This is a genomic window from Enterobacter sp. UPMP2061, assembly GCF_053709615.1.
Map to the genome: position 1 here is coordinate 197,992 of NZ_JBSKJP010000002.1, position 22,365 is coordinate 220,356.

General features: G+C 56.1%; 20 protein-coding genes and 1 tRNA gene. 14 read left to right on the forward strand and 7 right to left on the reverse strand.

Annotation, left to right across the window (positions count from 1 at the left end; all coding sequences use genetic code 11):
* Positions 1–89: 89 nt before the first annotated feature.
* Complete coding sequence (gene lpxP / locus ACWKXX_RS06500; RefSeq protein ID WP_110871608.1) at positions 90–1,010, reverse strand: kdo(2)-lipid IV(A) palmitoleoyltransferase; 921 nt, start codon at positions 1,008–1,010, stop codon at positions 90–92.
* 268 nt (positions 1,011–1,278) lie between these two features.
* Here lpxP and ACWKXX_RS06505 point away from each other — a divergent pair, with 268 nt between their 5' ends.
* On the forward strand, positions 1,279–2,658 hold the full coding sequence (locus ACWKXX_RS06505; RefSeq protein WP_261666089.1) for a diguanylate cyclase: 1,380 nt from the start codon (positions 1,279–1,281) through the stop codon (positions 2,656–2,658).
* 13 nt (positions 2,659–2,671) lie between these two features.
* Here the strand turns inward: ACWKXX_RS06505 and ACWKXX_RS06510 are convergent.
* Together ACWKXX_RS06510 and ACWKXX_RS06515 are read right to left on the reverse strand one after the other, a co-directional pair.
* Positions 2,672–2,743 (reverse strand) — tRNA-Arg (locus tag ACWKXX_RS06510).
* 75 nt (positions 2,744–2,818) lie between these two features.
* Positions 2,819–3,748: a formate/nitrite transporter family protein gene (locus ACWKXX_RS06515; protein WP_017383457.1), complete on the reverse strand. Its 930-nt coding sequence runs from the start codon at positions 3,746–3,748 to the stop codon at positions 2,819–2,821.
* Positions 3,749–4,062: 314 nt separating this feature from the next.
* Here ACWKXX_RS06515 and mlaA point away from each other — a divergent pair, with 314 nt between their 5' ends.
* Positions 4,063–4,815 (forward strand): phospholipid-binding lipoprotein MlaA, encoded by a 753-nt coding sequence (mlaA, locus tag ACWKXX_RS06520; protein WP_003861365.1) that lies wholly within the window; start codon positions 4,063–4,065, stop codon positions 4,813–4,815.
* A gap of 43 nt (positions 4,816–4,858) precedes the next feature.
* Here mlaA and fadL read toward each other — a convergent pair whose 3' ends face one another.
* Positions 4,859–6,142 (reverse strand): long-chain fatty acid transporter FadL, encoded by a 1,284-nt coding sequence (gene fadL / locus ACWKXX_RS06525; RefSeq protein ID WP_017383456.1) that lies wholly within the window; start codon positions 6,140–6,142, stop codon positions 4,859–4,861.
* Positions 6,143–6,514: 372 nt separating this feature from the next.
* Here fadL and ACWKXX_RS06530 point away from each other — a divergent pair, with 372 nt between their 5' ends.
* The 4 genes from ACWKXX_RS06530 (at position 6,515) to sixA (ending at position 11,180) form a co-directional block, all read left to right on the forward strand.
* A complete protein-coding gene (locus ACWKXX_RS06530; RefSeq protein ID WP_017383455.1) occupies positions 6,515–6,799 on the forward strand; it encodes a YfcZ/YiiS family protein in 285 nt (94 codons plus the stop codon).
* 228 nt (positions 6,800–7,027) lie between these two features.
* Positions 7,028–8,338 (forward strand): acetyl-CoA C-acyltransferase FadI, encoded by a 1,311-nt coding sequence (gene fadI / locus ACWKXX_RS06535; protein WP_086524684.1) that lies wholly within the window; start codon positions 7,028–7,030, stop codon positions 8,336–8,338.
* On the forward strand, positions 8,338–10,485 hold the full coding sequence (gene fadJ / locus ACWKXX_RS06540; RefSeq protein ID WP_032102745.1) for a fatty acid oxidation complex subunit alpha FadJ: 2,148 nt from the start codon (positions 8,338–8,340) through the stop codon (positions 10,483–10,485). The genes fadI and fadJ overlap by 1 nt, the downstream gene beginning before the upstream one ends.
* A gap of 209 nt (positions 10,486–10,694) precedes the next feature.
* Positions 10,695–11,180, forward strand: a complete 486-nt coding sequence (gene sixA, locus ACWKXX_RS06545) for a phosphohistidine phosphatase SixA (protein ID WP_003861375.1) — start codon at positions 10,695–10,697, stop codon at positions 11,178–11,180.
* Positions 11,181–11,226: 46 nt separating this feature from the next.
* On the opposite strand, the gene smrB is transcribed toward sixA, so the two are convergent.
* On the reverse strand, positions 11,227–11,778 hold the full coding sequence (gene smrB, locus ACWKXX_RS06550; RefSeq protein ID WP_015572246.1) for an endonuclease SmrB: 552 nt from the start codon (positions 11,776–11,778) through the stop codon (positions 11,227–11,229).
* 145 nt (positions 11,779–11,923) lie between these two features.
* Here smrB and prmB point away from each other — a divergent pair, with 145 nt between their 5' ends.
* The 6 genes from prmB to ACWKXX_RS06580 are packed head-to-tail and all read left to right on the forward strand — an operon-like array spanning position 11,924 to position 16,475.
* A complete protein-coding gene (gene prmB, locus ACWKXX_RS06555) occupies positions 11,924–12,856 on the forward strand; it encodes a 50S ribosomal protein L3 N(5)-glutamine methyltransferase (RefSeq protein WP_003861381.1) in 933 nt (310 codons plus the stop codon).
* Positions 12,857–12,916: 60 nt separating this feature from the next.
* Positions 12,917–14,002, forward strand: a complete 1,086-nt coding sequence (gene aroC / locus ACWKXX_RS06560) for a chorismate synthase (protein WP_015572247.1) — start codon at positions 12,917–12,919, stop codon at positions 14,000–14,002.
* A 2-nt stretch (positions 14,003–14,004) separates the two neighbouring features.
* A complete protein-coding gene (gene mepA, locus ACWKXX_RS06565; RefSeq protein WP_045614681.1) occupies positions 14,005–14,829 on the forward strand; it encodes a penicillin-insensitive murein endopeptidase in 825 nt (274 codons plus the stop codon).
* Positions 14,829–15,638, forward strand: a complete 810-nt coding sequence (locus tag ACWKXX_RS06570) for a sulfite exporter TauE/SafE family protein (protein WP_003861386.1) — start codon at positions 14,829–14,831, stop codon at positions 15,636–15,638. Before mepA ends, ACWKXX_RS06570 begins: the two co-directional genes overlap by 1 nt.
* Complete coding sequence (locus tag ACWKXX_RS06575; RefSeq protein WP_003861390.1) at positions 15,638–16,183, forward strand: elongation factor P hydroxylase; 546 nt, start codon at positions 15,638–15,640, stop codon at positions 16,181–16,183. Before ACWKXX_RS06570 ends, ACWKXX_RS06575 begins: the two co-directional genes overlap by 1 nt.
* Positions 16,184–16,196: 13 nt before the next feature.
* Entirely contained in the window at positions 16,197–16,475 is a 279-nt protein-coding gene (locus ACWKXX_RS06580) for a YfcL family protein (RefSeq protein ID WP_017383451.1), read from the forward strand.
* A gap of 58 nt (positions 16,476–16,533) precedes the next feature.
* Here the strand turns inward: ACWKXX_RS06580 and mnmC are convergent, their stop codons facing one another.
* Positions 16,534–18,531: a bifunctional tRNA (5-methylaminomethyl-2-thiouridine)(34)-methyltransferase MnmD/FAD-dependent 5-carboxymethylaminomethyl-2-thiouridine(34) oxidoreductase MnmC gene (gene mnmC, locus ACWKXX_RS06585; protein WP_017383450.1), complete on the reverse strand. Its 1,998-nt coding sequence runs from the start codon at positions 18,529–18,531 to the stop codon at positions 16,534–16,536.
* A 158-nt stretch (positions 18,532–18,689) separates the two neighbouring features.
* Here mnmC and fabB point away from each other — a divergent pair, with 158 nt between their 5' ends.
* The gene (gene fabB, locus ACWKXX_RS06590; RefSeq protein WP_017383449.1) at positions 18,690–19,907 is read left to right on the forward strand and encodes a beta-ketoacyl-ACP synthase I; all 1,218 of its coding nucleotides are present in this window, start codon (positions 18,690–18,692) and stop codon (positions 19,905–19,907) included.
* 68 nt (positions 19,908–19,975) lie between these two features.
* Positions 19,976–21,184, forward strand: a complete 1,209-nt coding sequence (locus tag ACWKXX_RS06595) for an MFS transporter (protein ID WP_261666090.1) — start codon at positions 19,976–19,978, stop codon at positions 21,182–21,184.
* Between the two features lie 85 nt (positions 21,185–21,269).
* On the opposite strand, the gene flk is transcribed toward ACWKXX_RS06595, so the two are convergent.
* Positions 21,270–22,274 (reverse strand): flagella biosynthesis regulator Flk, encoded by a 1,005-nt coding sequence (gene flk / locus ACWKXX_RS06600; RefSeq protein WP_017383447.1) that lies wholly within the window; start codon positions 22,272–22,274, stop codon positions 21,270–21,272.
* Positions 22,275–22,365 lie beyond the last annotated feature (91 nt).

A 22,365-nucleotide genomic window follows, 5' to 3' on the forward strand; every position in this document is an offset into this window, starting at 1 on the left:
TGAGCGACGGTCAAAGAAAACCGTTACGCACTGCGATTACAGGTGTTTGAAAAGGTTAGTTTCTTAGCGAAACTAACCTTCGAAAGGGGTCAGATATAGAGCGAGGCTTCGCCCAGGGGGCGGGTTTTAAAGCGGCGGTGCATCCACAGATACTGCTCAGGCGCACGCATAATTTCAAGCTCAATCACCTTATTGATAAAGGTCGCGGCTTCACTCTCATCTTCAGGATAGTTCGCCATCTCTGGGGAGATGTGCAGACGATAGCCTGACTTATCCGCTTTTCTGACCATGGTCACCGTCAACATCGCGGCGCCTGAGAGACGTGAAATCACAAAGGTACCGTTCGTCGTAGCGACATCTTTAACCGCAAAGAAAGGGGCAAAACTGCTGCCTTTAGGACCGTAGTCCTGATCCGGGGCAAACCAGACGGCTTCACCTTTTTTCAGGGCGCCAACCATACCGCGGAGATTGTTACGGCTGATCATCGCCTTATTTGAACGCATGCGGCCCCGCGTTTGTACCCATTCCATCAGCGCGCTGTTATGCGGGCGATAGGTTGCCATCATCGGCTGACAAAGACCCATAACGCGGCCGCCCAGCTCAAGCGACATAAAATGCACACCCACAACCATCACGCCGCGGTTTTGCATCTGGGCACGTTTCAGGTTATCCAGGCCTTCCACGTCAAACCATTTACGGACACGCTCGTCTGGCCAGAACCAGGCCATACCGGTTTCAAGCAGTGCCATACCGATAGATTTAAAGTTTTCCGCAATCAGCGTTTCGCGCTGCTGGGCATTGTAATGCGGAAAGCAAAGTTCGAGATTTTTTCGGGCAATGGATTCACGACGCTTAAGAAAGTAACGCGATGCGCTGCCGAGCTTAGAACCCAGGAAACGGATCACGGGATATGGAAGTTGAACCAGCAGCCAAAGCACGCCAAGGCCGAACCATGTAAACCAGTAGCGCGGGTGCAGAAACGCCCGCTGAAATTTGGATTGAGACAAAATAGTGGAACCTATGTGAAGCCTGTGAAGGTAGCGCAGACTTCGCGATACCACGTGCCATTGAGACCGTAGGACGAGGTCATGGTTGCAGGCTTTACCGTTCTTTACGACGTTGCCTGGCCATTGCTGACTTGGGTGGGCGGCATAATGTAGCACCGTTATACATTATGAGCTATCACTCGTTTTTGTTTAAAAAAGCGGCAATTGCGGAGTGGTTTGATTTTGCTATTGTTAAATCTGCGTTCCCGCATGTCTCCTGAAGGTGCAGACCATGGAAACCTACCTGCAAACGGTGAAAGAAGAGTGGGTGAAGCTGATTAATGAAACCGATCCCGATGTGCATCGGCTTGCGACTGAGCTTGCCAGGGATAATGCAATGCCACTGGTCGCTGAATTCTATCGTGTTGTGCTGGCAGATCCATCGGCAGCTGAATTCCTGACCACCGAACAGGTGGAGAGGCAGCTTCAGGAGGCGCTTCGTCGCTGGCTTATTGATGTGCTCTCATGCCGTGTGGAGCAGGTTGAAGAGCAGATGCGGGCGCAGCAGCGCGCGGCGGATGTTCATGCCCGTATTGGTATTTCGGTTGATTTAGTTGAAATGGGCTTCCGTGTTCTGAAAAAGCTGCTGTTACCTGTCATTACTACCAGCGCCCATTCGCCTGAGGTGAAGCTGCATATTTATCACTACGCGATAAATAGTATCGATCTGGCCATGGAAGTGATGTCGCGGGCCTATGTATTTAGCGAGAACAATGCGGCGAAAGAGGACGAAAATTATCGCATCTTTTCCTTAATGGAGAACGCAGAAGAGGAGAAGGAGAGACAGACCGCGGCGCTGCTGTCATGGGAAATGGTGCTTCTGTATAAGATCACGCTTAATTCCAGTATCGGCAACAGTCTGCCGCTGGGGCAGTCTGAATTTGGACTGTGGTTTAGCCATAAAGGTCGGCACTATTTCAGCGGCATCGCTGAGGCCGGTCATATCTCTCGTCTGATTCAGGAATTCGATGACCTTTTTAACGAGGTCCGTCTTACAGGGCAGGGTCTGAGTGATAAAGCGCAGCGGGATAAATTCTTGCAGCGAATGCGTAATACCCTCTCGCAAATCATCACGCTTTTGCGCGAACTGTTTGACGAAGTGTCGCGACACGAGGTGGGGGTTGATGTCCTGACCCGCCTGTTGAATCGCCGTTTCCTGCCAACCATCTTCAAACGCGAAATCCTGCACGCCACCCGGGCGGGAACAAAGCTCTCGACGCTGCTGATTGACGTCGACAAATTTAAACAAATCAACGATACCTGGTGGCACAATACCGGGGACGAGATCCTGCGAAAAGTCTCCGGCGCGTTCTACGACAACGTGCGAACCTGTGATTACGTTTTTCGCTACGGCGGCGATGAATTTCTGATTGTACTAACGGAAATCTCAGAGGTGGACGCGCTGCGAATTGCCGAGCGTATCCGCAGGCGGGTGGAAAAAATCAAGGTTAACTCCCCAACCGGCGATATTATCCCGCTCTCCCTCTCGATAGGCGTTGCGATGTTCAACGGGCATCCCGATTACGAGCGATTGATTCAGGCGGCGGATGAAGCCTTATACGGCGCGAAACGGCGTGGCCGAAACTGCGTGGAGCTTTGGAAGGGGGCGTAAGGAAAGACAGAAGTGTCCCCTGCAGGAATCGAACCTGCAACTAGCCCTTAGGAGGGGCTCGTTATATCCATTTAACTAAGGGGACGAAGCGGCAAGAGTATAGCGTTATTTACACTTTTCGTTAAGCGCATTGCCGCCTGACTGGTCAAAGAGTCACCGTTCACGCCGATTTTTCGGCAGTTTTATCCTTTTTTTCCTGAGCCTTAAGCTCGGCCTTACGCTTGTTGGACATGTCGTTACGGATTTGCGCATGGCTCAGCAGCGCAAAGATAAAGGTCCCGCCACAAATGTTGCCTGCGAGGGTAGGCAGGGCGAACGGCCAGAAAAAGTCGCTCCAGTGGAGTGTGCCGTTAAATACCAGATAAAGGATTTCAACAGTTCCGACAACAATGTGTGTGGTATCGGCGAGTGCGATAAGCCAGGTCATCAGGATAATTACCACGATTTTCGCGCTACCCGCTGACGGGAACATCCAGACCATAGTGGCGATGATCCACCCGGAAATTATGGCATTAGAGAACATTTCAACCGGCGTGTTTTTCATCACATCCATGCCAATTTTCACAAATGCGTCGCGGGTCGGTTCATCAAATATTGGCATATACTCGAACGCCCAGGCGGCTATGCCCGTACCGATCAGGTTCCCCAGCAGCACGACGCTCCACAGGCGCATCAGTAAACCGAAATTACCGAGGGTCGGATTTTGCATGACGGGCAGTACGGCAGTGACGGTATTCTCCGTAAAAAGCTGCTGTCGCGCCATAATGACGATAATAAAGCCGAACGTGTAGCCTAAATTTTCAAGCAAAAACCCGCCCGGTACGCCTTCCAGCTGAACGTGAAATATCCCTTTGGCGAGCAGAGAGGCACCCATCGACAGACCGGCTGCAATGGCTGACCACAGCAGGGCCATCGCGTCGCGCTCCATCTCTTTTTCCCCGTCCTGGCGAATATGCTCATGAATAGCCATGGCACGCGACGGCAGGCGATCTTCATCGACTTCTATCTCTTCTCCCCGGTCTTTCTCCTCGCTTTCAATCTCATGTTCCTCTTTGCTTTCACCAATTTTCTCTTCGCTAATGTCTTTCATAACAGCTCCTTCGGGGTAATTGCTCATTTAAGCGTAGCGGCTTTTAGCGCTTTCCCCGTGGGGATGCTCTTAAATTGCTGAAAATGGCAATAAAGGTGAGACATCTCTTTCAAAGCCAATATAAAATTGCCAGCGAAACGAATTCCGAAAGACAGGCTATGCTGAAATTAGCGTGATGACGCGAGCGGGTCGTCATTGTCCTCGTAGACATCGGTAAGCGTGCTGTTACAATCACTTGCACGTTTCAGGCGGAGCATCTCAGGCTCCGTCACAGATGGCATTCAACGATAGCCATATTGAACAGGGAGAAATTTATGAAGCTTCGGCTGTCGGCGCTTGCGCTGGGCGTAACAATGCTTGTGGGCTGCGCCAGCTCTGGCGAGCAAACGGGACGCTCCGATCCTCTCGAAGGATTTAACCGTTCAATGTACAGCTTTAACTATAATGTGCTGGATCCATATCTGGTTCGTCCGGTTGCCGTGGCATGGCGTGACTATGTTCCGCAGCCGGCGCGTAACGGGCTGAGCAACTTTACCAGTAACCTGGAAGAGCCAGCGGTTATGGTCAACTACTTCCTTCAGGGCGACCCGTATCAGGGGATGGTGCATTTCACCCGCTTCTTCCTGAACTCCCTGCTGGGTATGGGCGGCTTAATTGATGTCGCAGGCATGGCGAACCCGAAATTACAGCGTGAACAGCCGCACCGTTTCGGCAGCACGCTGGGTCACTATGGCGTAGGTTATGGTCCGTATGTGCACCTGCCATTCTACGGCAGCTTTACCGTGCGTGATGATGGCGGCGACATGGTGGATACGCTATATCCTGTACTGTCATGGCTCACCTGGCCGCTGTCGATTGGTAAATGGACCGTGGAAGGAATTGAAACGCGTGCGCAACTGCTGGATTCTGATGGTCTGCTGCGTCAGTCTTCCGATCCGTACATCATGGTCCGCGAGGCCTACTTCCAGAACCATGACTTTATTGCCAACGGCGGTAAGCTGAAGCCGGAAGATAATCCGAACGCGAAAGCCATCGAGAACGAATTAAAAGATATCGATTCGGAATAAAAAAAAAGGTGAGCAATGCTCACCTTTTTTAATCGTGTTGGGATTAGAACGCGTAGTTGAAGTTGGTACCAAACAGCCAGGCTTTACCTTCAGAGGAAAACTCGTACGGGCCTTCCTGGAAGGTCACCTTCTGGCCATGCATGTACGACACGCCCGCGTCGATAGAGGCATTCTCGTTGAACGCGTAGGTTGCCCCCGCACTCACCCAGAAACGGTCCTGATCCGGAATGGAGATAGAACGTTTATCGGCCGGTACCGGGCTGTCATCAAATGCCACGCCGGTACGGAACGTCCAGTTGTCATCCATATAATAGGTCGTACCAAGCGCGATACGGTAAGCATCGTGGAAGCTTTCGTCTTTATAGAACAGCGTCTGGCCGTTGCTGCCGGTGGCTTTAAGCTCCTCGAACTGGCTCCAGCTGGTATACGCGAGGCTGTAGTGAATTGCCCACTGCGGCGCAACGCGGTTATAACCTGACACTTCCCACATTTCTGGCAGATGCAGCGACAGTGAACCCGGTACGGTTTGATTCGAGGTACCCCATGGAATGGTGGTGCCCGCGCCTGGGACCATACCGTTGACTGGGCTCAGGATGCCGCTTTTGTAATCGCCATCGAAATCAATTTTCACTTCTGAGCGATAGGTCAGACCCCAGCGGTTGTTTTTATCCAGTTCATACAGGATACCGGCGTTCCAGCCGTAACCCCATTCATCACCTTTCAGGCTGGCAATTTTATTGCTGTTTTTCGGCAGTGCAGCAGTTTGCTCCCCGGAGTAACGCTCGATTTTTGCATCGGCGTAGACAGCATCAAAGCCCAGACCAAAGCTCCAGTTATCGTTCAGACGATATGCGCCGCTCAGGTTGAGGTTCAGGGTCGTCAGGTCGGTTTTACCGCCGTATTCCCCGGCCGGATAGTTGTTATTGAACTCCGTTGCCAGGCCATAGTTAGAGGTGACAGAGGCACCCCAACCAAACTGTTCATTGATTGGCGCAACAAAGTGCAGGTTAGGCACCCACGCGGTCGGCGCAATGTTATCCGCCTTCAGATCTGCGCCGGTGAACTGAGATTTGCCAGAAATGTTGACATCAGGATCGATGTAAACCGCACCGGCAGAGAAGGTAGGGCGATCAAACATCATGATCAGTGCCGGGTTACGACTCGCGTTGCCTGCGTCATCGGCAATCGCACCTTCCCCGGAATACGCACGGCCAAGGCCAGAGGAAGAAAATTCGTTTAACTGGAAGCCCGCTGACCAGGCGGACGTTGAGACGATTGCCACTGCAACTGCTAAAGCAGTTTGTTTGAACAGGGTTTTCTGGCTCATGACCATAACCTCATTGAGTTATTTTTATTCAATAATTGTTACATACCGTAACAGGAGCGCGAAGTGTAGGGTCTGAGGTATGACTTACAAATCAGACCAGTGGCGAGAGTATAGGTCTGACCAGCTGGGATGTTGCAAGTTTGTTTATTAATATTTTCAGATATGTTTCTTGAAACGAGATCTGGTTGGCAAAATTGTGACCAGTGCGATTCCTCTGAAAAGGGGAATTTTGTTTTAGATCATTTTTTAGTGTGATATTGCTCACTTATCCGATTTTGCGCCATTAACGGCTGGAGGGGGCTCGTTCGGGGGCGTAAAATAGACGCATCGTGTTTATCTCGCGCCCTGCGCGAATACAGAGGAAATTGAGCTATGAGTAAATGCAGTGCTGATGAAACCCCGGTTTGCTGCTGTATGGATGTTGGCACCATTATGGACAACACCGATTGCACCGCCTCTTACAGCCGCGTATTCCCTAACCGCGCTGAAGCGGAAGAGACGCTGGCCGCGCTGAGCCAGCGCGCGCGTGAAGTCGAATCCGATCCGTGTGAAATCAAATCCACCTTCACGGAAGTGGAAGGCGGCGTGCGGCTGGATATCGACTTTGTGTTCGCCTGCGAAGCAGAAACTCTGATCTTCCAGCTGGGCCTGCGTTAATACTTTTTGCACGGGCCTACGATCGTGTAGGCCGGGTAAGGCAACGCCGCAACCCGGCAACAAATCTCACAAATGCCTCTGCCATGCAGGGGCATTTTCTTTTTCTTCTCTGTGCCTTAGCTCGCAATTTTTCGCTTCCCCGATTGGCTCAATGTAAAAAAATAGTTAAGACTATTATCAGGTCAGACCACTTAATGTGTGCGCAAAATTTTTTTACAGGGGAGTGTTATGAGTCAGGCATTACCGCTTATCACCCGACACGGTGACCGCATTGCCATTGTCAGCGGGTTACGTACGCCGTTTGCGCGTCAGGCAACCGCGTTTCACGGTATACCGGCTGTCGATCTGGGAAAAATGGTGGTGGGGGAGATGCTGGCTCGCAGCGAGATCCCGCCAGAGGTTATTGAGCAACTGGTTTTCGGCCAGGTGGTGCAAATGCCGGAAGCGCCCAATATCGCACGTGAAATCGTGCTGGGCACCGGCATGAATGTTCACACCGACGCATACAGCGTCAGCCGCGCCTGCGCCACCAGTTTCCAGGCGGTGGCGAACGTGGCGGAAAGCCTGATGGCGGGGACCATTCGCGCGGGGATCGCCGGCGGCGCGGATTCCTCATCCGTGCTGCCCATCGGTGTTAGCAAACAGCTGGCCCGCATCCTCGTGGATGCCAACAAAGCCCGGACCACCGGTGCGAAGCTCAAACTCTTCTCGCGTTTACGTCTGCGCGACCTCATGCCCGTGCCACCTGCCGTTGCTGAATACTCCACCGGCCTGCGTATGGGCGACACTGCCGAGCAGATGGCAAAAACCTACGGTATTACCCGCGAACAGCAGGATGCACTGGCGCATCGCTCGCATCAGCTGGCAGCGAAAGCCTGGTCGGAGGGCAAACTGACCAACGAAGTGATGACCGCCTATGTGCCGCCTTACCGCGAACCGCTCGCGGAAGATAACAACATTCGCGGCACCTCCACGCTGGCGGATTATGCGAAGCTGCGCCCGGCCTTTGACCGTAAACACGGTACGGTAACCGCAGCTAACAGTACGCCACTGACGGATGGTGCCGCCGCCGTGATCCTGATGACCGAATCCCGGGCAAAAGAGCTTGGCATCACACCGCTGGGCTATTTGCGTAGCTACGCCTTTACCGCCATTGATGTCTGGCAGGACATGCTGCTCGGTCCGGCCTGGTCCACGCCGCTGGCGCTGGAGCGTGCGGGGTTGAGGCTGGCTGACTTAACCCTGATAGATATGCACGAAGCCTTTGCCGCACAAACCCTGGCAAACATTCAGCTGCTGGCAAGCGAGCGCTTCGCGCGCGATGTACTGGGCCGCGCCCACGCGACCGGCGAAGTGGATCAGAGTAAGTTTAACGTGCTTGGCGGATCCATCGCCTACGGCCATCCCTTTGCGGCGACCGGCGCGAGAATGATAACCCAGACTTTGCACGAGCTGCGTCGCCGCGGCGGCGGTTTTGGTCTCGTTACCGCCTGTGCGGCGGGCGGCCTGGGTGCAGCAATGGTTCTGGAGGCTGAATAATGGAAACGACATCTGCATTTAATCTGGCTGTTCGCCTTGATAACGTGGCTGTTATCACCATTGATGTACCCGACGAAAAGATGAACACCCTGAAGGCCGAGTTCGGCGTTCAGGTGCGTGCGATGCTCAGACAGATCCGCGAAAACAAAGCGATACGTGGCCTGGTATTTATCTCGGCAAAGCCGGATAACTTTATTGCCGGGGCCGATATCAACATGATTGCCCGGGCGAAAAGCGTTCAGGAAGCAGAAGACCTGGCGCGTCAGGGGCAGCAGGTAATGGCGGAGATCCATGCGCTGTCGATACCCGTTGTCGCTGCGATCCACGGGGCCTGCCTGGGCGGTGGGCTTGAGCTGGCGCTGGCCTGTCACAGCCGCATTTGTACCGACGATGCGAAAACCGTACTCGGACTGCCGGAGGTACAGCTTGGATTGCTGCCCGGTTCAGGTGGCACGCAGCGCCTGCCGCGTCTCGTAGGCGTCAGTACGGCGCTGGAGATGATTTTAACCGGTAAACAGCTGCGCGCCCGTCAGGCGTTAAAGTCGGGTCTGGTTGATGAGGTCGTTCCGCACGCCATCTTGCTTGAAGCCGCTGTTGAGCGGGCGCTGAAAGGTCGTCAGGCGAAACGCCCTCTGCCGGTGCGCGAGCGTATCCTCGCCGGGCCGCTGGGGCGCACGCTGCTGTTCAATATGGTGGGTAAAAAAACCGAGCAAAAAACCAAAGGGAACTATCCGGCAGCGACGCGCATTCTGAAGGTGATTGAAACCGGTTTATCGCAGGGCAGCAGCAGCGGTTATGCTGCGGAAGCGAAAGCCTTTGGCGAGCTGGCGATGACGCCGCAGTCGCAGGCGCTGCGCGGCATTTTCTTTGCCAGCACGGAGGTTAAAAAAGATCCGGGCAGTGAAGCTGAACCGGCTCCGCTGCGTGCCGTTGGCGTTCTGGGTGGTGGGCTGATGGGCGGCGGCATCGCATTTGTCACCGCCAGCAAAGGCAAATTGCCCGTACGTATCAAAGATATCAACCCTAAGGGTATCAACCACGCGTTGCAGTACAGCTGGCAGAACCTTGATCGCAAAGTGAAGCGCCGCCATATCAAGGCCAGTGAGCGTGATAAAACCCTCGCGATGATCACTGGCGCCACCGACTACAGTGGGTTTGCACACCGCGATCTGGTGATTGAAGCCGTGTTCGAAGATCTCGCCCTTAAGCAGCAGATGGTGGCGGACGTTGAACAGCATTGCGCGCCGCACACCATTTTCGCGTCAAACACCTCGTCTTTGCCGATCGGCGACATCGCGGCGAAAGCCGTGCGCCCGGAGCAGGTGATAGGGCTGCACTATTTCAGCCCTGTCGAAAAAATGCCGCTGGTGGAGGTTATCCCGCATGCCACAACCAGCCCGCAAACTATTGCCACCGTGGTGAAACTGGCGAAAAAACAGGGCAAAACCCCGATTGTGGTCGCGGACAAAGCCGGCTTCTACGTCAACCGCATTCTGGCGCCGTACATTAACGAAGCGATGCGGTTGCTGACGGAAGGGGAGAAAATTGAGCACGTCGATGACGCCCTGGTGAAGTTTGGCTTCCCCGTCGGCCCAATCCAACTTTTGGATGAGGTAGGAATTGATACGGGGACTAAGATTATCCCTGTGCTGGAAGCGGCTTATGGCGATCGTTTTGCGCCGCCTGCAAACTTTGTTTCTGCAATTTTGAAGGACGATCGCAAAGGCAGAAAAAATGAACGCGGTTTCTATCTTTACGCCGCGAAAGGGCGTAAAAGCAAGAAACAGGTCGACCCTTCAGTTTATACGCTTATTCCTGTCACGGGTCAGGGAAAACTGTCGGCGGTTCAGTGTGCTGAGCGCTGCGTGATGATGATGCTCAATGAAGCGGCGCGCTGCTTTGGTGAGCAGGTGATCAAAAGCGCGCGCGACGGCGATATCGGCGCCGTGTTTGGTATCGGTTTTCCGCCATTTCTTGGCGGCCCGTTCCGGTATATGGATACCCTCGGGGCGGGTGAAGTGGTTGCGATCCTGCAACGTCTGGCCTCGCAATACGGTCCACGGTTTACACCTTGTGACGAATTATTGCAGATGGCGGAATGGGGTCAGACATTCTGGCCCGCAAGGGAAACTGATTGCGTAAACTGAAGTCAAAGAAGGGTAAATCCTGAGGTGATGGAACCTGTTCTGGCGAAATTGTAAACAGAGATTGACTATACTTACGCCATTGAGGTAAAAAACAGCGTTTCATTCACCGAATGGATCAGGCACAATGCCCGGCCATCGGGTTTTCTACCTCGGAGCATTAATCGCGGGTAGTTAACGCCGGTGATTCTGGTTAACAAAAGCGGTGCAATATGCAAGTTTTTATCATGCGTCACGGCGACGCGGCACTCGATGCCGCCAGTGACTCAGTACGTCCTTTAACCGTCTGTGGCTGCGACGAATCCCGTCAGATGGCGACATGGCTTAAAGGTCAAAAAGTGGACATTGAACGCGTTCTGGTGAGTCCGTTCCTGCGGGCAGAACAGACGCTGGATGTGGTAGGGGAGTGTATGAACCTGCCATCCAGTGTGGATGTTCTCCCTGAACTCACGCCGTGTGGCGATGTTGGCCTTGTCAGTGCTTACCTTCAGGCGCTGTGCAATGAAGGTGTCGCTTCCGCACTGGTCATTTCCCACCTGCCGCTGGTCGGCTATCTGGTATCTGAGCTGTGCCCGGGCGAAACGCCACCGATGTTCACAACGTCCGCCATTGCCAACGTCACCCTCGACGAAACCGGCAAAGGGGTCTTTAACTGGCAAATGAGTCCGTGCAACCTGAAGATGGCAAAAGCCATCTGACGTGACGTGCGATATGGCGGGGTGCAGCGTGCCTCCCGCCATCCTGTCAGGGCAATTCTGGCGGCTGCCACTCCTCGACCTCAATCAATACCAGCAATGCGGCATCTCCGCCGTACTCTTTTGGCGCTTGATGAAAAGCCATCACGTGTGGATGCTGAGCCAGCCACAGCGGTGTCTGTTGCTTAAGAATATGTTTGCCGTGGCCGTGCATCACGCAGGCGCAAAAAACATGCTCGCGACGACATGCCGCGATCAACGCCCCCAGCTCCTGTTTCGCCTGCATCTGGGTCAACCCATGCAGATCGAGGAACAGCTCCGGCGAGTAATCTCCCCGGCGTAATTTTTTCAGTTCAAAATGGCTGACGTCTTCGCGCACGTATTTCACCGCACCCTGCGTATTTAGCAGCGGCTGAAACTCATCTGAAAAATAGTGGCTGTTATCGGCCTGCTCCTGGAGCAACCGTTTGACCGGTACCTCGCTGACTTTTTTACGCTGCGGGCGATGGACAATGGTGTCGTGCGTGATTTGACGCGTCCCGGTCATCAGCTGGCGGAAGAGAGCCTGATCCTCCTCGCTGAGCGATGTTTTCTTTTTCATTCGTCATTCTCATCTCGTATTTCCGATAGTGTACCCGACTAAACGCATTTTTTAACCTCAAGCGGTACGCGTCATTGCTGATTTATCGCCGTCTTCATGGCAAACTAGCCGCCGAAAATTATGCGAGCATGCCCTGGAGGAAAGAGTGGATAAAATTTTTGTCGATGAAGCAGTAAACGAGCTGCATACCATACAGGACATGTTGCGCTGGTCGGTTAGCCGCTTCAGCGCCGCCAATATCTGGTATGGACACGGTACCGACAACCCGTGGGATGAGGCCGTGCAGCTGGTGCTGCCGTCTCTCTACCTGCCGCTGGATATTCCGGAAGACATGCGCACCGCGCGCCTGACCTCCAGTGAAAAACACCGCATCGTTGAGCGCGTGATCCGTCGCGTAAACGAGCGCATTCCGGTGGCTTACCTGACCAACAAAGCCTGGTTCTGCGGCCACGAATTCTACGTTGATGAGCGCGTGCTGGTGCCGCGTTCGCCGATTGGCGAGCTGATCAACAACCATTTTGACGGCCTGATTAACCATCAGCCGCAGCACATTCTTGATATGTGCACCGGCAGCGGCTGCATCGCCATTGCCTGCGCGTACGCCTTCCCGGAAGCGGAAGTGGACGCCGTCGATATCTCCACCGACGCGCTGGCCGTCACCGAACACAACATTGAAGAGCACGGGCTGATTCATCACGTCACGCCTATCCGCTCTGACCTGTTCCGCGACCTGCCGACGCTGCAATACGACCTGATCGTCACCAATCCGCCGTACGTGGATGCAGAAGATATGTCCGACCTGCCGAACGAGTACCGTCACGAGCCGGAGCTGGGCCTGGCGTCAGGCTCTGACGGGCTGAAGCTGACCCGCCGCATCCTGGCCTGCGCGCCGGATTATCTGACCGACGACGGCGTTCTGATTTGTGAAGTAGGCAACAGCATGGTACATCTGATAGAGCAGTACCCGGATGTGCCGTTCACCTGGCTTGAGTTCGACAACGGCGGTGACGGCGTCTTTATGCTGACCAAGGCGCAACTGCTTGATGCACGCGAATACTTCAGCATTTACAAAGATTAATCCAGCGGGCTTCGGCCCGTTTCACAACGCTCAAACACAAACAACAACATCGGAGCCGTGATGGCAGGAAACAGTATTGGACAGGTATTCCGTGTGACCACCTTTGGCGAGTCGCACGGTCTGGCACTGGGTTGTATCGTTGATGGCGTCCCGCCAGGCATCGAACTGACCGAAGCCGATTTACAGCATGACCTTGACCGTCGTCGTCCGGGTACCTCTCGCTACACCACGCAGCGTCGCGAGCCGGACCAGGTCAAAATTCTCTCCGGCGTATTTGAAGGCCGTACCACAGGGACCAGCATTGGTCTGCTGATTGAAAACACCGATCAGCGTTCTCAGGACTACGGCGCGATTAAGGACGTTTTCCGTCCTGGTCACGCCGACTATACCTACGAACAAAAATATGGCTTTCGCGACTATCGCGGCGGCGGACGTTCTTCCGCGCGTGAAACCGCGATGCGCGTGGCGGCAGGGGCAATTGCCAAAAAATATCTCCAGCAGAAATTCGGCATCGTTATCCGCGGCTGTCTGTCCCAGATGGGCGACATTCCGCTGGCAATCAAAGACTGGGATCAGGTAGAGCTCAACCCGTTCTTCTGCGCCGATGCCGACAAGCTGGACGCGCTGGATGAGCTGATGCGTGGCCTGAAAAAAGAGGGCGACTCCATTGGTGCGAAAGTCACCGTGGTGGCCGACGGCGTGCCGGCTGGCTGGGGCGAGCCGGTATTTGACCGCCTTGACGCCGACATCGCCCACGCGCTGATGAGCATCAACGCGGTGAAAGGCGTCGAAATCGGCGACGGTTTTGACGTGGTCAAGCTTCGCGGCAGCCAGAACCGCGACGAAATCACGAAGGCGGGTTTCCAGAGCAACCATGCGGGCGGCATTCTGGGCGGCATCAGCAGCGGGCAGCAAATTATTGCCAATATCGCGCTGAAACCAACATCCAGCATTACCGTCCCGGGCCACACGATTAACCGCGCTGGCGATGAAGTTGAGATGATCACCAAAGGGCGTCACGATCCGTGCGTGGGGATCCGCGCGGTGCCGATCGCAGAAGCGATGCTGGCGATCGTGCTGATGGATCACTTCCTGCGCCAGCGCGCGCAGAATGCGGATGTGACGACCACCATTCCACGCTGGTAACTATGAAAAAAACCGCAATCGCTCTGCTGGCGCTGCTGGCCAGTGGAGCAAGCCTGGCCGCTACGCCGTGGCAGAAAATCACCCACCCGGTAGCGGGGAGCGCGCAGTCCATTGGCGCTTTCTCCAACGGGTGTATCGTCGGCGCGCAGGAACTTCCGCTGCAATCGGATACCTATCAGGTGATGCGCACCGACCAGCGCCGTTATTTCGGCCATCCTGACCTGCTGCTGTTTATTCAGCGTCTTGGCAACCAGGTGCATAACCTGGGGCTGGGGACGGTGCTGATTGGCGATATGGGGATGCCTGCCGGTGGTCGCTTCAACGGCGGTCACGCCAGCCACCAGACCGGACTGGATGTGGATATCTTCCTGCAATTGCCGAAAACGCGCTGGAGTTCAGCGCAGCTGCTGAAACCGCAGGCGCTGGATCTGGTCTCGGCCGACGGTAAACGGGTCGTCGCCTCGCGATGGTCGCCGGAAATTTCCAGCATGATTAAGCTGGCGGCAGAGGATAACGACGTCACGCGGATCTTTGTTAATCCGGCCATCAAGCAGCAGCTTTGCCTGGATGCGGGAACGGATCGCGACTGGTTGCGTAAAGTGCGCCCGTGGTTCCAGCACCGGGCGCATATGCATGTTCGCCTGCGCTGTCCGGCGAACAGCCTGGAATGTGAAGATCAGCCGCTGCCACCGCCTGGCGATGGTTGTGGTTACGAACTGCAAAGCTGGTTTGAACCGGCCAAGCCTGGAACCTCTAAGCCTGAGAAGAAGACACCGCCTCCGTTGCCGCCTTCCTGCCAGGCGCTACTGGATGAGCATGTACTTTAATGGATAATTTCGTCGATCTGTTCATGGTGTCACCGCTGCTGCTGGCGGTGCTCTTTTTTGTTGCGATGTTAGCCGGATTTATCGATGCCCTGGCGGGCGGCGGCGGGTTGCTCACCGTTCCGGCGCTGCTGGCGGCAGGCATGAGCCCTGCCCAGGCGCTTGCCACCAACAAACTCCAGGCATGCGGCGGTTCGCTCTCCTCGTCGCTCTATTTCATCCGGCGCAAAGTGGTGAATCTCGCCGATCAGAAGCTCAATATCCTGATGACGTTTATTGGCTCAACGGCGGGTGCGCTGCTGGTCCAGCACGTACAGTCCGACATTCTGCGCCAGATCCTGCCGCTGCTGGTTATTTGTATCGGCCTCTATTTCCTGCTGATGCCAAAGCTCGGGGAAGAAGATCGACAGCGTCGTCTTCACGGCCTGCCGTTTGCGCTGATTGCCGGTGGCTGCGTCGGTTTTTACGATGGCTTCTTTGGCCCGGGGGCAGGTTCGTTTTATGCGCTGGCATTCGTGACGCTGGCCGGATTCAACCTCGCCAAATCCACCGCCCACGCCAAAGTCCTCAACGCGACCTCCAACGTTGGCGGTCTGCTGCTGTTTATCATTGGCGGCAAGGTTATCTGGGCAACCGGGTTTGTGATGATGGCAGGGCAGTTTTTGGGCGCGCGCGCAGGCTCGCGTCTGGTATTAAGCAAAGGACAAAAGCTGATCCGCCCGATGATTGTTGTCGTCTCGGCGGTGATGAGCGCCAAACTTCTTTATGACAGCCATGGACAGGAGATCCTCACCTGGTTGGGGATGAACTAATGAACAGTACGCATAACTACGAACAGCTGATTGAGATCTTCGATAGCTGTTTCGCTGATGATTTTAATACCCGTCTGATTAAAGGCGACGACGAACCGATCTATCTTCCAGCTGATGACGAGGTTCCGTATAACCGCATCATCTTTGCCCACGGCTTTTACGCCAGCGGTTTGCACGAAATTTCGCACTGGTGTATCGCCGGGAAAGCGCGTCGCGAGCTGGTGGACTTTGGTTACTGGTACTGCCCGGACGGGCGCGACGCCGCCACCCAGGGGCAGTTCGAAGATGTGGAGGTGAAACCTCAGGCGCTCGAATGGCTGTTCTGCGTAGCGGCGGGTTTCCCGTTCAACGTAAGCTGTGACAATCTCGAAGGCGACTTCGAGCCAGACCGTATCGTCTTCCAGCGCCGCGTTCATGCGCAGGTGATGGAATATCTTGAGAAAGGCATCCCGGCACGTCCGGCACGCTTGATCGAGGCTTTACAGAATTATTACCACACGCCGGAGATCACGGCGGAATGCTTCCCTTGGCCGGAAGATCTTTAACAGAGGAAAGAAGATGATCGCAGAATTTGAATCACGCATTCTGGCGTTAATTGATGACATGGTGGAACACGCCAGTGATGATGAGCTGTTCGCCAGCGGTTATCTGCGTGGTCACCTGACGCTGGCGGTAGCCGCGCTGGAAGCCGGGGACGATCACTCTGCCGACGCCGTTCACGCGGAAGTCACTCGCAGCCTGGAAAAAGCCATTCTGGCCGGGGAACTCTCTCCGCGCGACCAGTCTTTAGTGCTGGGCATGTGGGACAATTTGTTCCAGCAGGCGAAAGCGAAGTAAGTGTATCACCGCCCTCTCCCACAGGGAGAGGGCCGGGGTGAGGGCACCAGACCGCACCCTACTTGACCATTTTCCCCTTCAGCAATTTCCGCACCCACAGTCGGTTTGGATTCAGCCCCGCGAGCGTAACCCTGTCCAGCGGAACCGGCTCGTCGCTCATTTGCGCGGCTAACGCTTCAGCCAGCAGCGGCGCGGAGCATAATCCCCGCGAGCCTAAGCCACCCAGCATAAACAGCTCGGGGTGAACGGGAGCACTTACCGCCGTTTCTTTGTTGTCAGCAAGATCCTGATAGACTTCAAGCGTGGCGTCATAGTCCGGCACGTTTCCCGCCATCGGCAGGTGATCGCGGGTCGCGCAGCGTACGCCGCAGCGCGCCTGACCCTCACCGACATTCACCTCTTTTGCCCACGACGCATCCGGGAAACAGTCGAGCAGGCGCTGGCGGTTTTGCTGCTGATCCGCTTCGCTGTACTGCATATCTGTTTCACCGCGATGGTAGCTGGCACCGATGCAGTGATGGCCGTTGGACGGGTTTTGCGGCGTCAGGTAGCCGTCGTAACACAGCACCTGACGCAGTTTGCTCAGTTGGGGGGCGGCAGGAATATGGCTTACCTGGCCGCCGACCGGATAAACCGGCAATGACGCTGTCTGGGTAAACTGGCTGATATGATGCCCGTTGGCCAGCACAACGCTGGCATGCTGCGCCTCTTTGCCGTTAGCGAAACGCAAATTCCAGTGCGCAGTGCGGCTTAGCGATTGAACCTTATGGGCATAATGCACTGTCAACCCACGCGACTGCCCGAGGGCTATCGCCGCAGAAGTCAGTTCAGCCGGACACAGCCAGCCGCCGAGTGGATACTGAATACCCCCGCAGCCGGTGTCGACGCCAGCGGTCTCTGCAACCTGCTGCGCCGTGACGGCATGGGCGATGGCCTCCGGCAGACCCAGCGACAGCATTTGTGTGATTTTCTGCTGGCTCTTCTCGTCCCAGCCGAGCTGCGTCACGCCGCACCAGTTGTGGTCGAACGCAACCGGCAGGCTATCGTAAAGGCGGCGAGCAAACGTAAACGCCGCCGGGAAGAACTGGAACAGTGCCGGATCGTGTGAACTTAATAAGGGATAAAGCGCGCCCTGACGGTTGCCTGATGCGCCCGTCGCCGGCGCCTCGTCAGCGCAGTAGAGCGTCACCTGCCAGCCACGGTGCAGCAGCGCCAGCGAGAGCAGGGCGCTGGCGATACCCCCGCCCACAATGGCGACCTCACGCGAGGTGCTGGCGCGACGGGCAAACCAGGGGGCCTGCGCCGGGATCGCCAGATCCTGTTCCATCACCCCGACCAGCATGTCGCGTTTGCGGCCAAAGCCTTTGGTTTTCCGCATGGTAAACCCCGCCTCCTGCAACCCACGGCGAACAAATCCCGCCGAGGTGAAGGTAGCAAGCGTCGCGCCCGGGCGCGCCAGACGTGCCATGGCGCTGAACAGGTGCGGGCTCCACATGTCCGGGTTTTTGGCGGGCGCAAAACCATCCAGGAACCAGGCGTCCACCTTCTGATTCATTGAGTCATCGAGCTTATCGGTCAGGTCGTTAATGTCGCCCAGCCACAGGTCGAGGGTGACGCGTCCGTCGTCCAGAATCAGACGATGACAGCCACCGATAGCCGGAGGCCACTGGGCCTGAAGCTGTTCCGCCCAGTGGGTAAGCTCCGGCCAGCGCTGATGGGCAAGCCGCAGATCGTGCGCGGTAAGCGGAAATTTTTCGAAACTGATGAAATGTAATCTTTGTAAGGTAGCCTCGGGGTGTGCAGCGCGAAACTGGTCGAACGCCTGCCAGAGGGTCAGAAAATTCAGCCCGGTGCCGAAACCGCTCTCCGCTACGACAAACAGGCTGCGCGGATGCTCAGGGAAGCGGGTGCTGAGATGATTTCCTTCGAGGAAGACATAGCGCGTCTCTTCCAGTCCGTTATCATTAGAAAAGTAGACGTCATCAAAATCTCGGGAAACAGGTGTACCCTCAGCGTTGAATTCGAGGTTGGCAGGTTGTATGGCGTTTTGTTTCACGTAAGTTACTCGTCCGACAGGCAGTGGCACGATCTTAGCGATGTGAGCCCATCGGTGCAAATTTCCACAGAAAATGGCTGATCGGACTTGTTCGGCGTACAAGTGTACGCTATTGTGCGACTCGAAACTTTTTATAGTGCGACTTACAGAGGTATTGAATGAAACGTGCAGTGATTACTGGCCTGGGCATCGTTTCCAGCATCGGTAATAACCAGCAGGAAGTCCTGGCATCTCTGCGTGAAGGACGCTCCGGGATCACTTTCTCTGAAGAGTTTAAAGATTCTGGAATGCGTAGCCACGTATGGGGTAACGTTAAACTGGACACCACCGGTTTAATTGACCGTAAAGTGGTTCGTTTCATGAACGATGCCTCTATCTACGCCTATCTTTCCATGCAGGAAGCGATCAAGGATTCTGGTCTGAGCGAAGACGCTTACCAGAACAACCCACGCGTGGGCCTGATTGCAGGCTCCGGCGGTTCCTCTAAAGCTCAGGTGTTCGGTGCTGACGCCATGCGCAGCCCGCGCGGCCTGAAAGCGGTCGGTCCATACGTTGTGACCAAAGCCATGGGGTCAGCGGTTTCCGCGTGCCTGGCAACGCCGTTCAAAATCCACGGTGTGAACTACTCCATCAGCTCCGCATGTGCGACCTCCGCACACTGTATCGGTAATGCGGTTGAGCAGATCCAGCTGGGCAAACAGGACATCGTATTTGCTGGCGGCGGCGAAGAGCTGGGCTGGGAAATGGCCTGTGAGTTTGACGCAATGGGCGCACTGTCCACCAAATACAACGAAACGCCAGACAAAGCGTCCCGTACTTATGACGCACACCGCGACGGTTTTGTTATCGCTGGCGGCGGCGGTATGGTTGTGGTTGAAGAGCTGGAACACGCGCTGGCGCGTGGCGCGCACATCTATGCTGAGATCGTGGGCTACGGCGCAACGTCTGACGGCGCTGACATGGTTGCTCCATCTGGTGAAGGCGCGGTGCGCTGCATGAAGATGGCGATGCACGGTGTTGATACTCCAATCGACTACCTGAACTCCCACGGCACCTCAACGCCGGTAGGCGACGTGAAAGAGCTGGGTGCGATCCGTGAAGTGTTCGGCGACAACAGCCCGGCTATCTCTGCAACCAAAGCCATGACCGGTCACTCTCTGGGTGCGGCGGGCGTGCAGGAAGCGATCTACTCTCTGCTGATGCTGGAAAACGGCTTTATCGCGCCAAGCATCAACATCGAAGAGATGGACGAGCAGGCGGCTGGCCTGAACATCGTGACCGAAACCACCGAACGTGAGCTGACGACCGTTATGTCCAACAGCTTCGGTTTCGGCGGCACCAACGCCACGCTGGTGATGCGTAAGCTGAAAGCGTAAGCGTTTGAAGGTATAGTAGAAGGGAGCCGCGCGGCTCCCTTTTTTTATGCCTGAACACGGAGTTATGCATGAAGGCTGTTACCCCTGGGAAGAGCGCTCCTTCCGGGAATCTTCCCCTTTTCCGCATCGCCTTTGCGGTGTTTCTGACCTATATGACCGTTGGCCTGCCGCTGCCGGTGATCCCCTTGTTCGTTCACCAGGAGCTGGGCTATGGCAACACCATGGTCGGCATTGCGGTGGGCATTCAGTTTTTAGCGACGGTATTAACCCGGGGCTACGCCGGTCGCCTGGCGGATCAGCACGGCGCAAAACGCTCGGCGTTGCAGGGCATGTTTGCCTGCGGGCTGGCGGGGGGAGCCTGGCTGCTGGCGGCGCTGTTGCCGATAGATGCAGCGTATAAATTCGCGCTGCTGGTGGCAGGGCGTCTGATCCTCGGCTTTGGCGAAAGCCAGCTGCTGACCGGCACCCTTACCTGGGGAATGGGGCTGGTGGGGCCTGCGCGTTCCGGAAAAGTGATGTCCTGGAACGGGATGGCGATTTACGGCGCGCTGGCGGCAGGCGCACCGCTGGGGCTGCTGATCCACAGCCAGTTTGGTTTTGCGGCGCTGGCAGGCACCACCATGGTATTGCCGCTGCTGGCAGGCACCACCATGGTATTGCCGCTGCTGGCGTGGGCGTTTAACGGTTCGGTGCGTAAGGTGCCCGCCCATAAAGGCGAGCGTCCTTCGCTGTGGAGCGTGGTGGGGCAAATCTGGCAGCCGGGGCTTGGGCTGGCGCTTCAGGGGGTGGGCTTCGCGGTTATTGGTACCTTTGTCTCCCTCTATTTCATGAGCCGCGGCTGGGCGATGGCGGGCTTTACGCTGACGGCCTTTGGCGGCGCGTTTGTATTGATGCGCGTGCTGTTTGGCTGGATGCCGGATCGCTTTGGCGGCGTGAAGGTGGCCGTGGCGTCACTTGTCATTGAGACCGTGGGTCTGGTACTGCTCTGGCAGGCGCCCTCTGCATCCGTTGCGCTGCTGGGTGCGGCGTTAACCGGCTGCGGCTGCTCGCTGATCTTCCCGGCGCTGGGCGTTGAAGTGGTGAAGCGCGTGGCTCCGCAGGTGCGCGGCACGGCGCTGGGCGGCTATGCGGCGTTTCAGGATATCTCATACGGGGTCACCGGGCCGCTGGCGGGGCTGCTTGCAACGTCGTTTGGCTATCCTTCCGTCTTCCTGGCCGGTGCGGTGTCAGCGGTGGTGGGAATTGTGGTGACGCTGGTGGCGTTTCGCAAGTCGTAGTTTTTTGCCCGGTGGCGCTTCGCTTACCGGGCCTACAACCGCGCGAACCGTAGGCCGGGTAAGGCGAAGCCGCCACCCGGCAGTTTTAAGCAACCAGCCAGAAAATCGCCAGCGCAATCACCAACGCGATAAACATCAATCCCGGACGGGCAGAAAGCGTTTTGAACGTATCAACTACGGGGGCAAACAGCGGGTTGTAGATCGGCTGAATGTTTCTTACCTCCGGCACGCCGCCTTCCCGCTCGGCGCGGCGAATGAAGATCTGATTGAGCACATCCTGCACCTGCGCGGTGGTCAGCACCGTTTGCGGCGTAGCCTGCCAGCTCTGCTGAGCGTAATCCCGAATCATATCGAACTCGTGCGGTTCCAGCGGTTGTTTCAGCGCCGCCTGTACGCTGTGCAGGGTCGGGGCGCTCTGGGTGCTGAGCGTCTGACGCGCCTGGAGCCAGGTGACCAGATGGGTAAACTGTTTTGCCGGGATCATCTCGCCCGCTTTCACACCGGAAAGTTCCAGCATGGATTGCCAGATAAGCTTTGTGGGTTCGCCGGTAGCGGCAGCCAGCTTAGTGACCATCTGCTTGAGCGTATTATGCTCCGCAGGCTGCAATGGCCGCTCTGTAGACGGGCGCTGTTGCGGCTGCGGGATAGAAAGCTGATTGCTTTGCAGCAGGGTCAACACGGTTTTCAGCTGTTCTTGCGAAAGCTGGCTCAGGGCGGTATGACCGTACTGTTGACGGATAAAATCACTCACCGCCTGGCGATTATTCCCCTGGCCCAACAGCTCGGTCAGCTGCGAGATAATCTGGCGGGTGGTATGTTGCTGCTGTGCGCTGGTAAGACGCTGGTTCAGGTTTTGTTCGGCGGCAGGGAAATGGCGCGACTGTAGCGGCGCATCGTTTCTGACGCCCAAATCGTGCTTAACGCCGGCCCATACCTCTGCGTTTTGCTGTGAGGTTAACGCAATAAGACGCGTGATCAGACGCTCCAGTACGGTGCGTTGCTGCGTGGAAAGCGGTTGTTCGCCTGGCGTGTTGGGCGTTACGGGGCCTTCACCCGGAGGGCGCGGAGGCGTACCTGAAATGGGCTGCATCGTCAAAAATCCTTAAAGTCAAACTCTGCGTAACCGGGCGGAGATATATGCCCGGCGGCGAGATTATGGCACACTTGGCAGGTTTACTTCC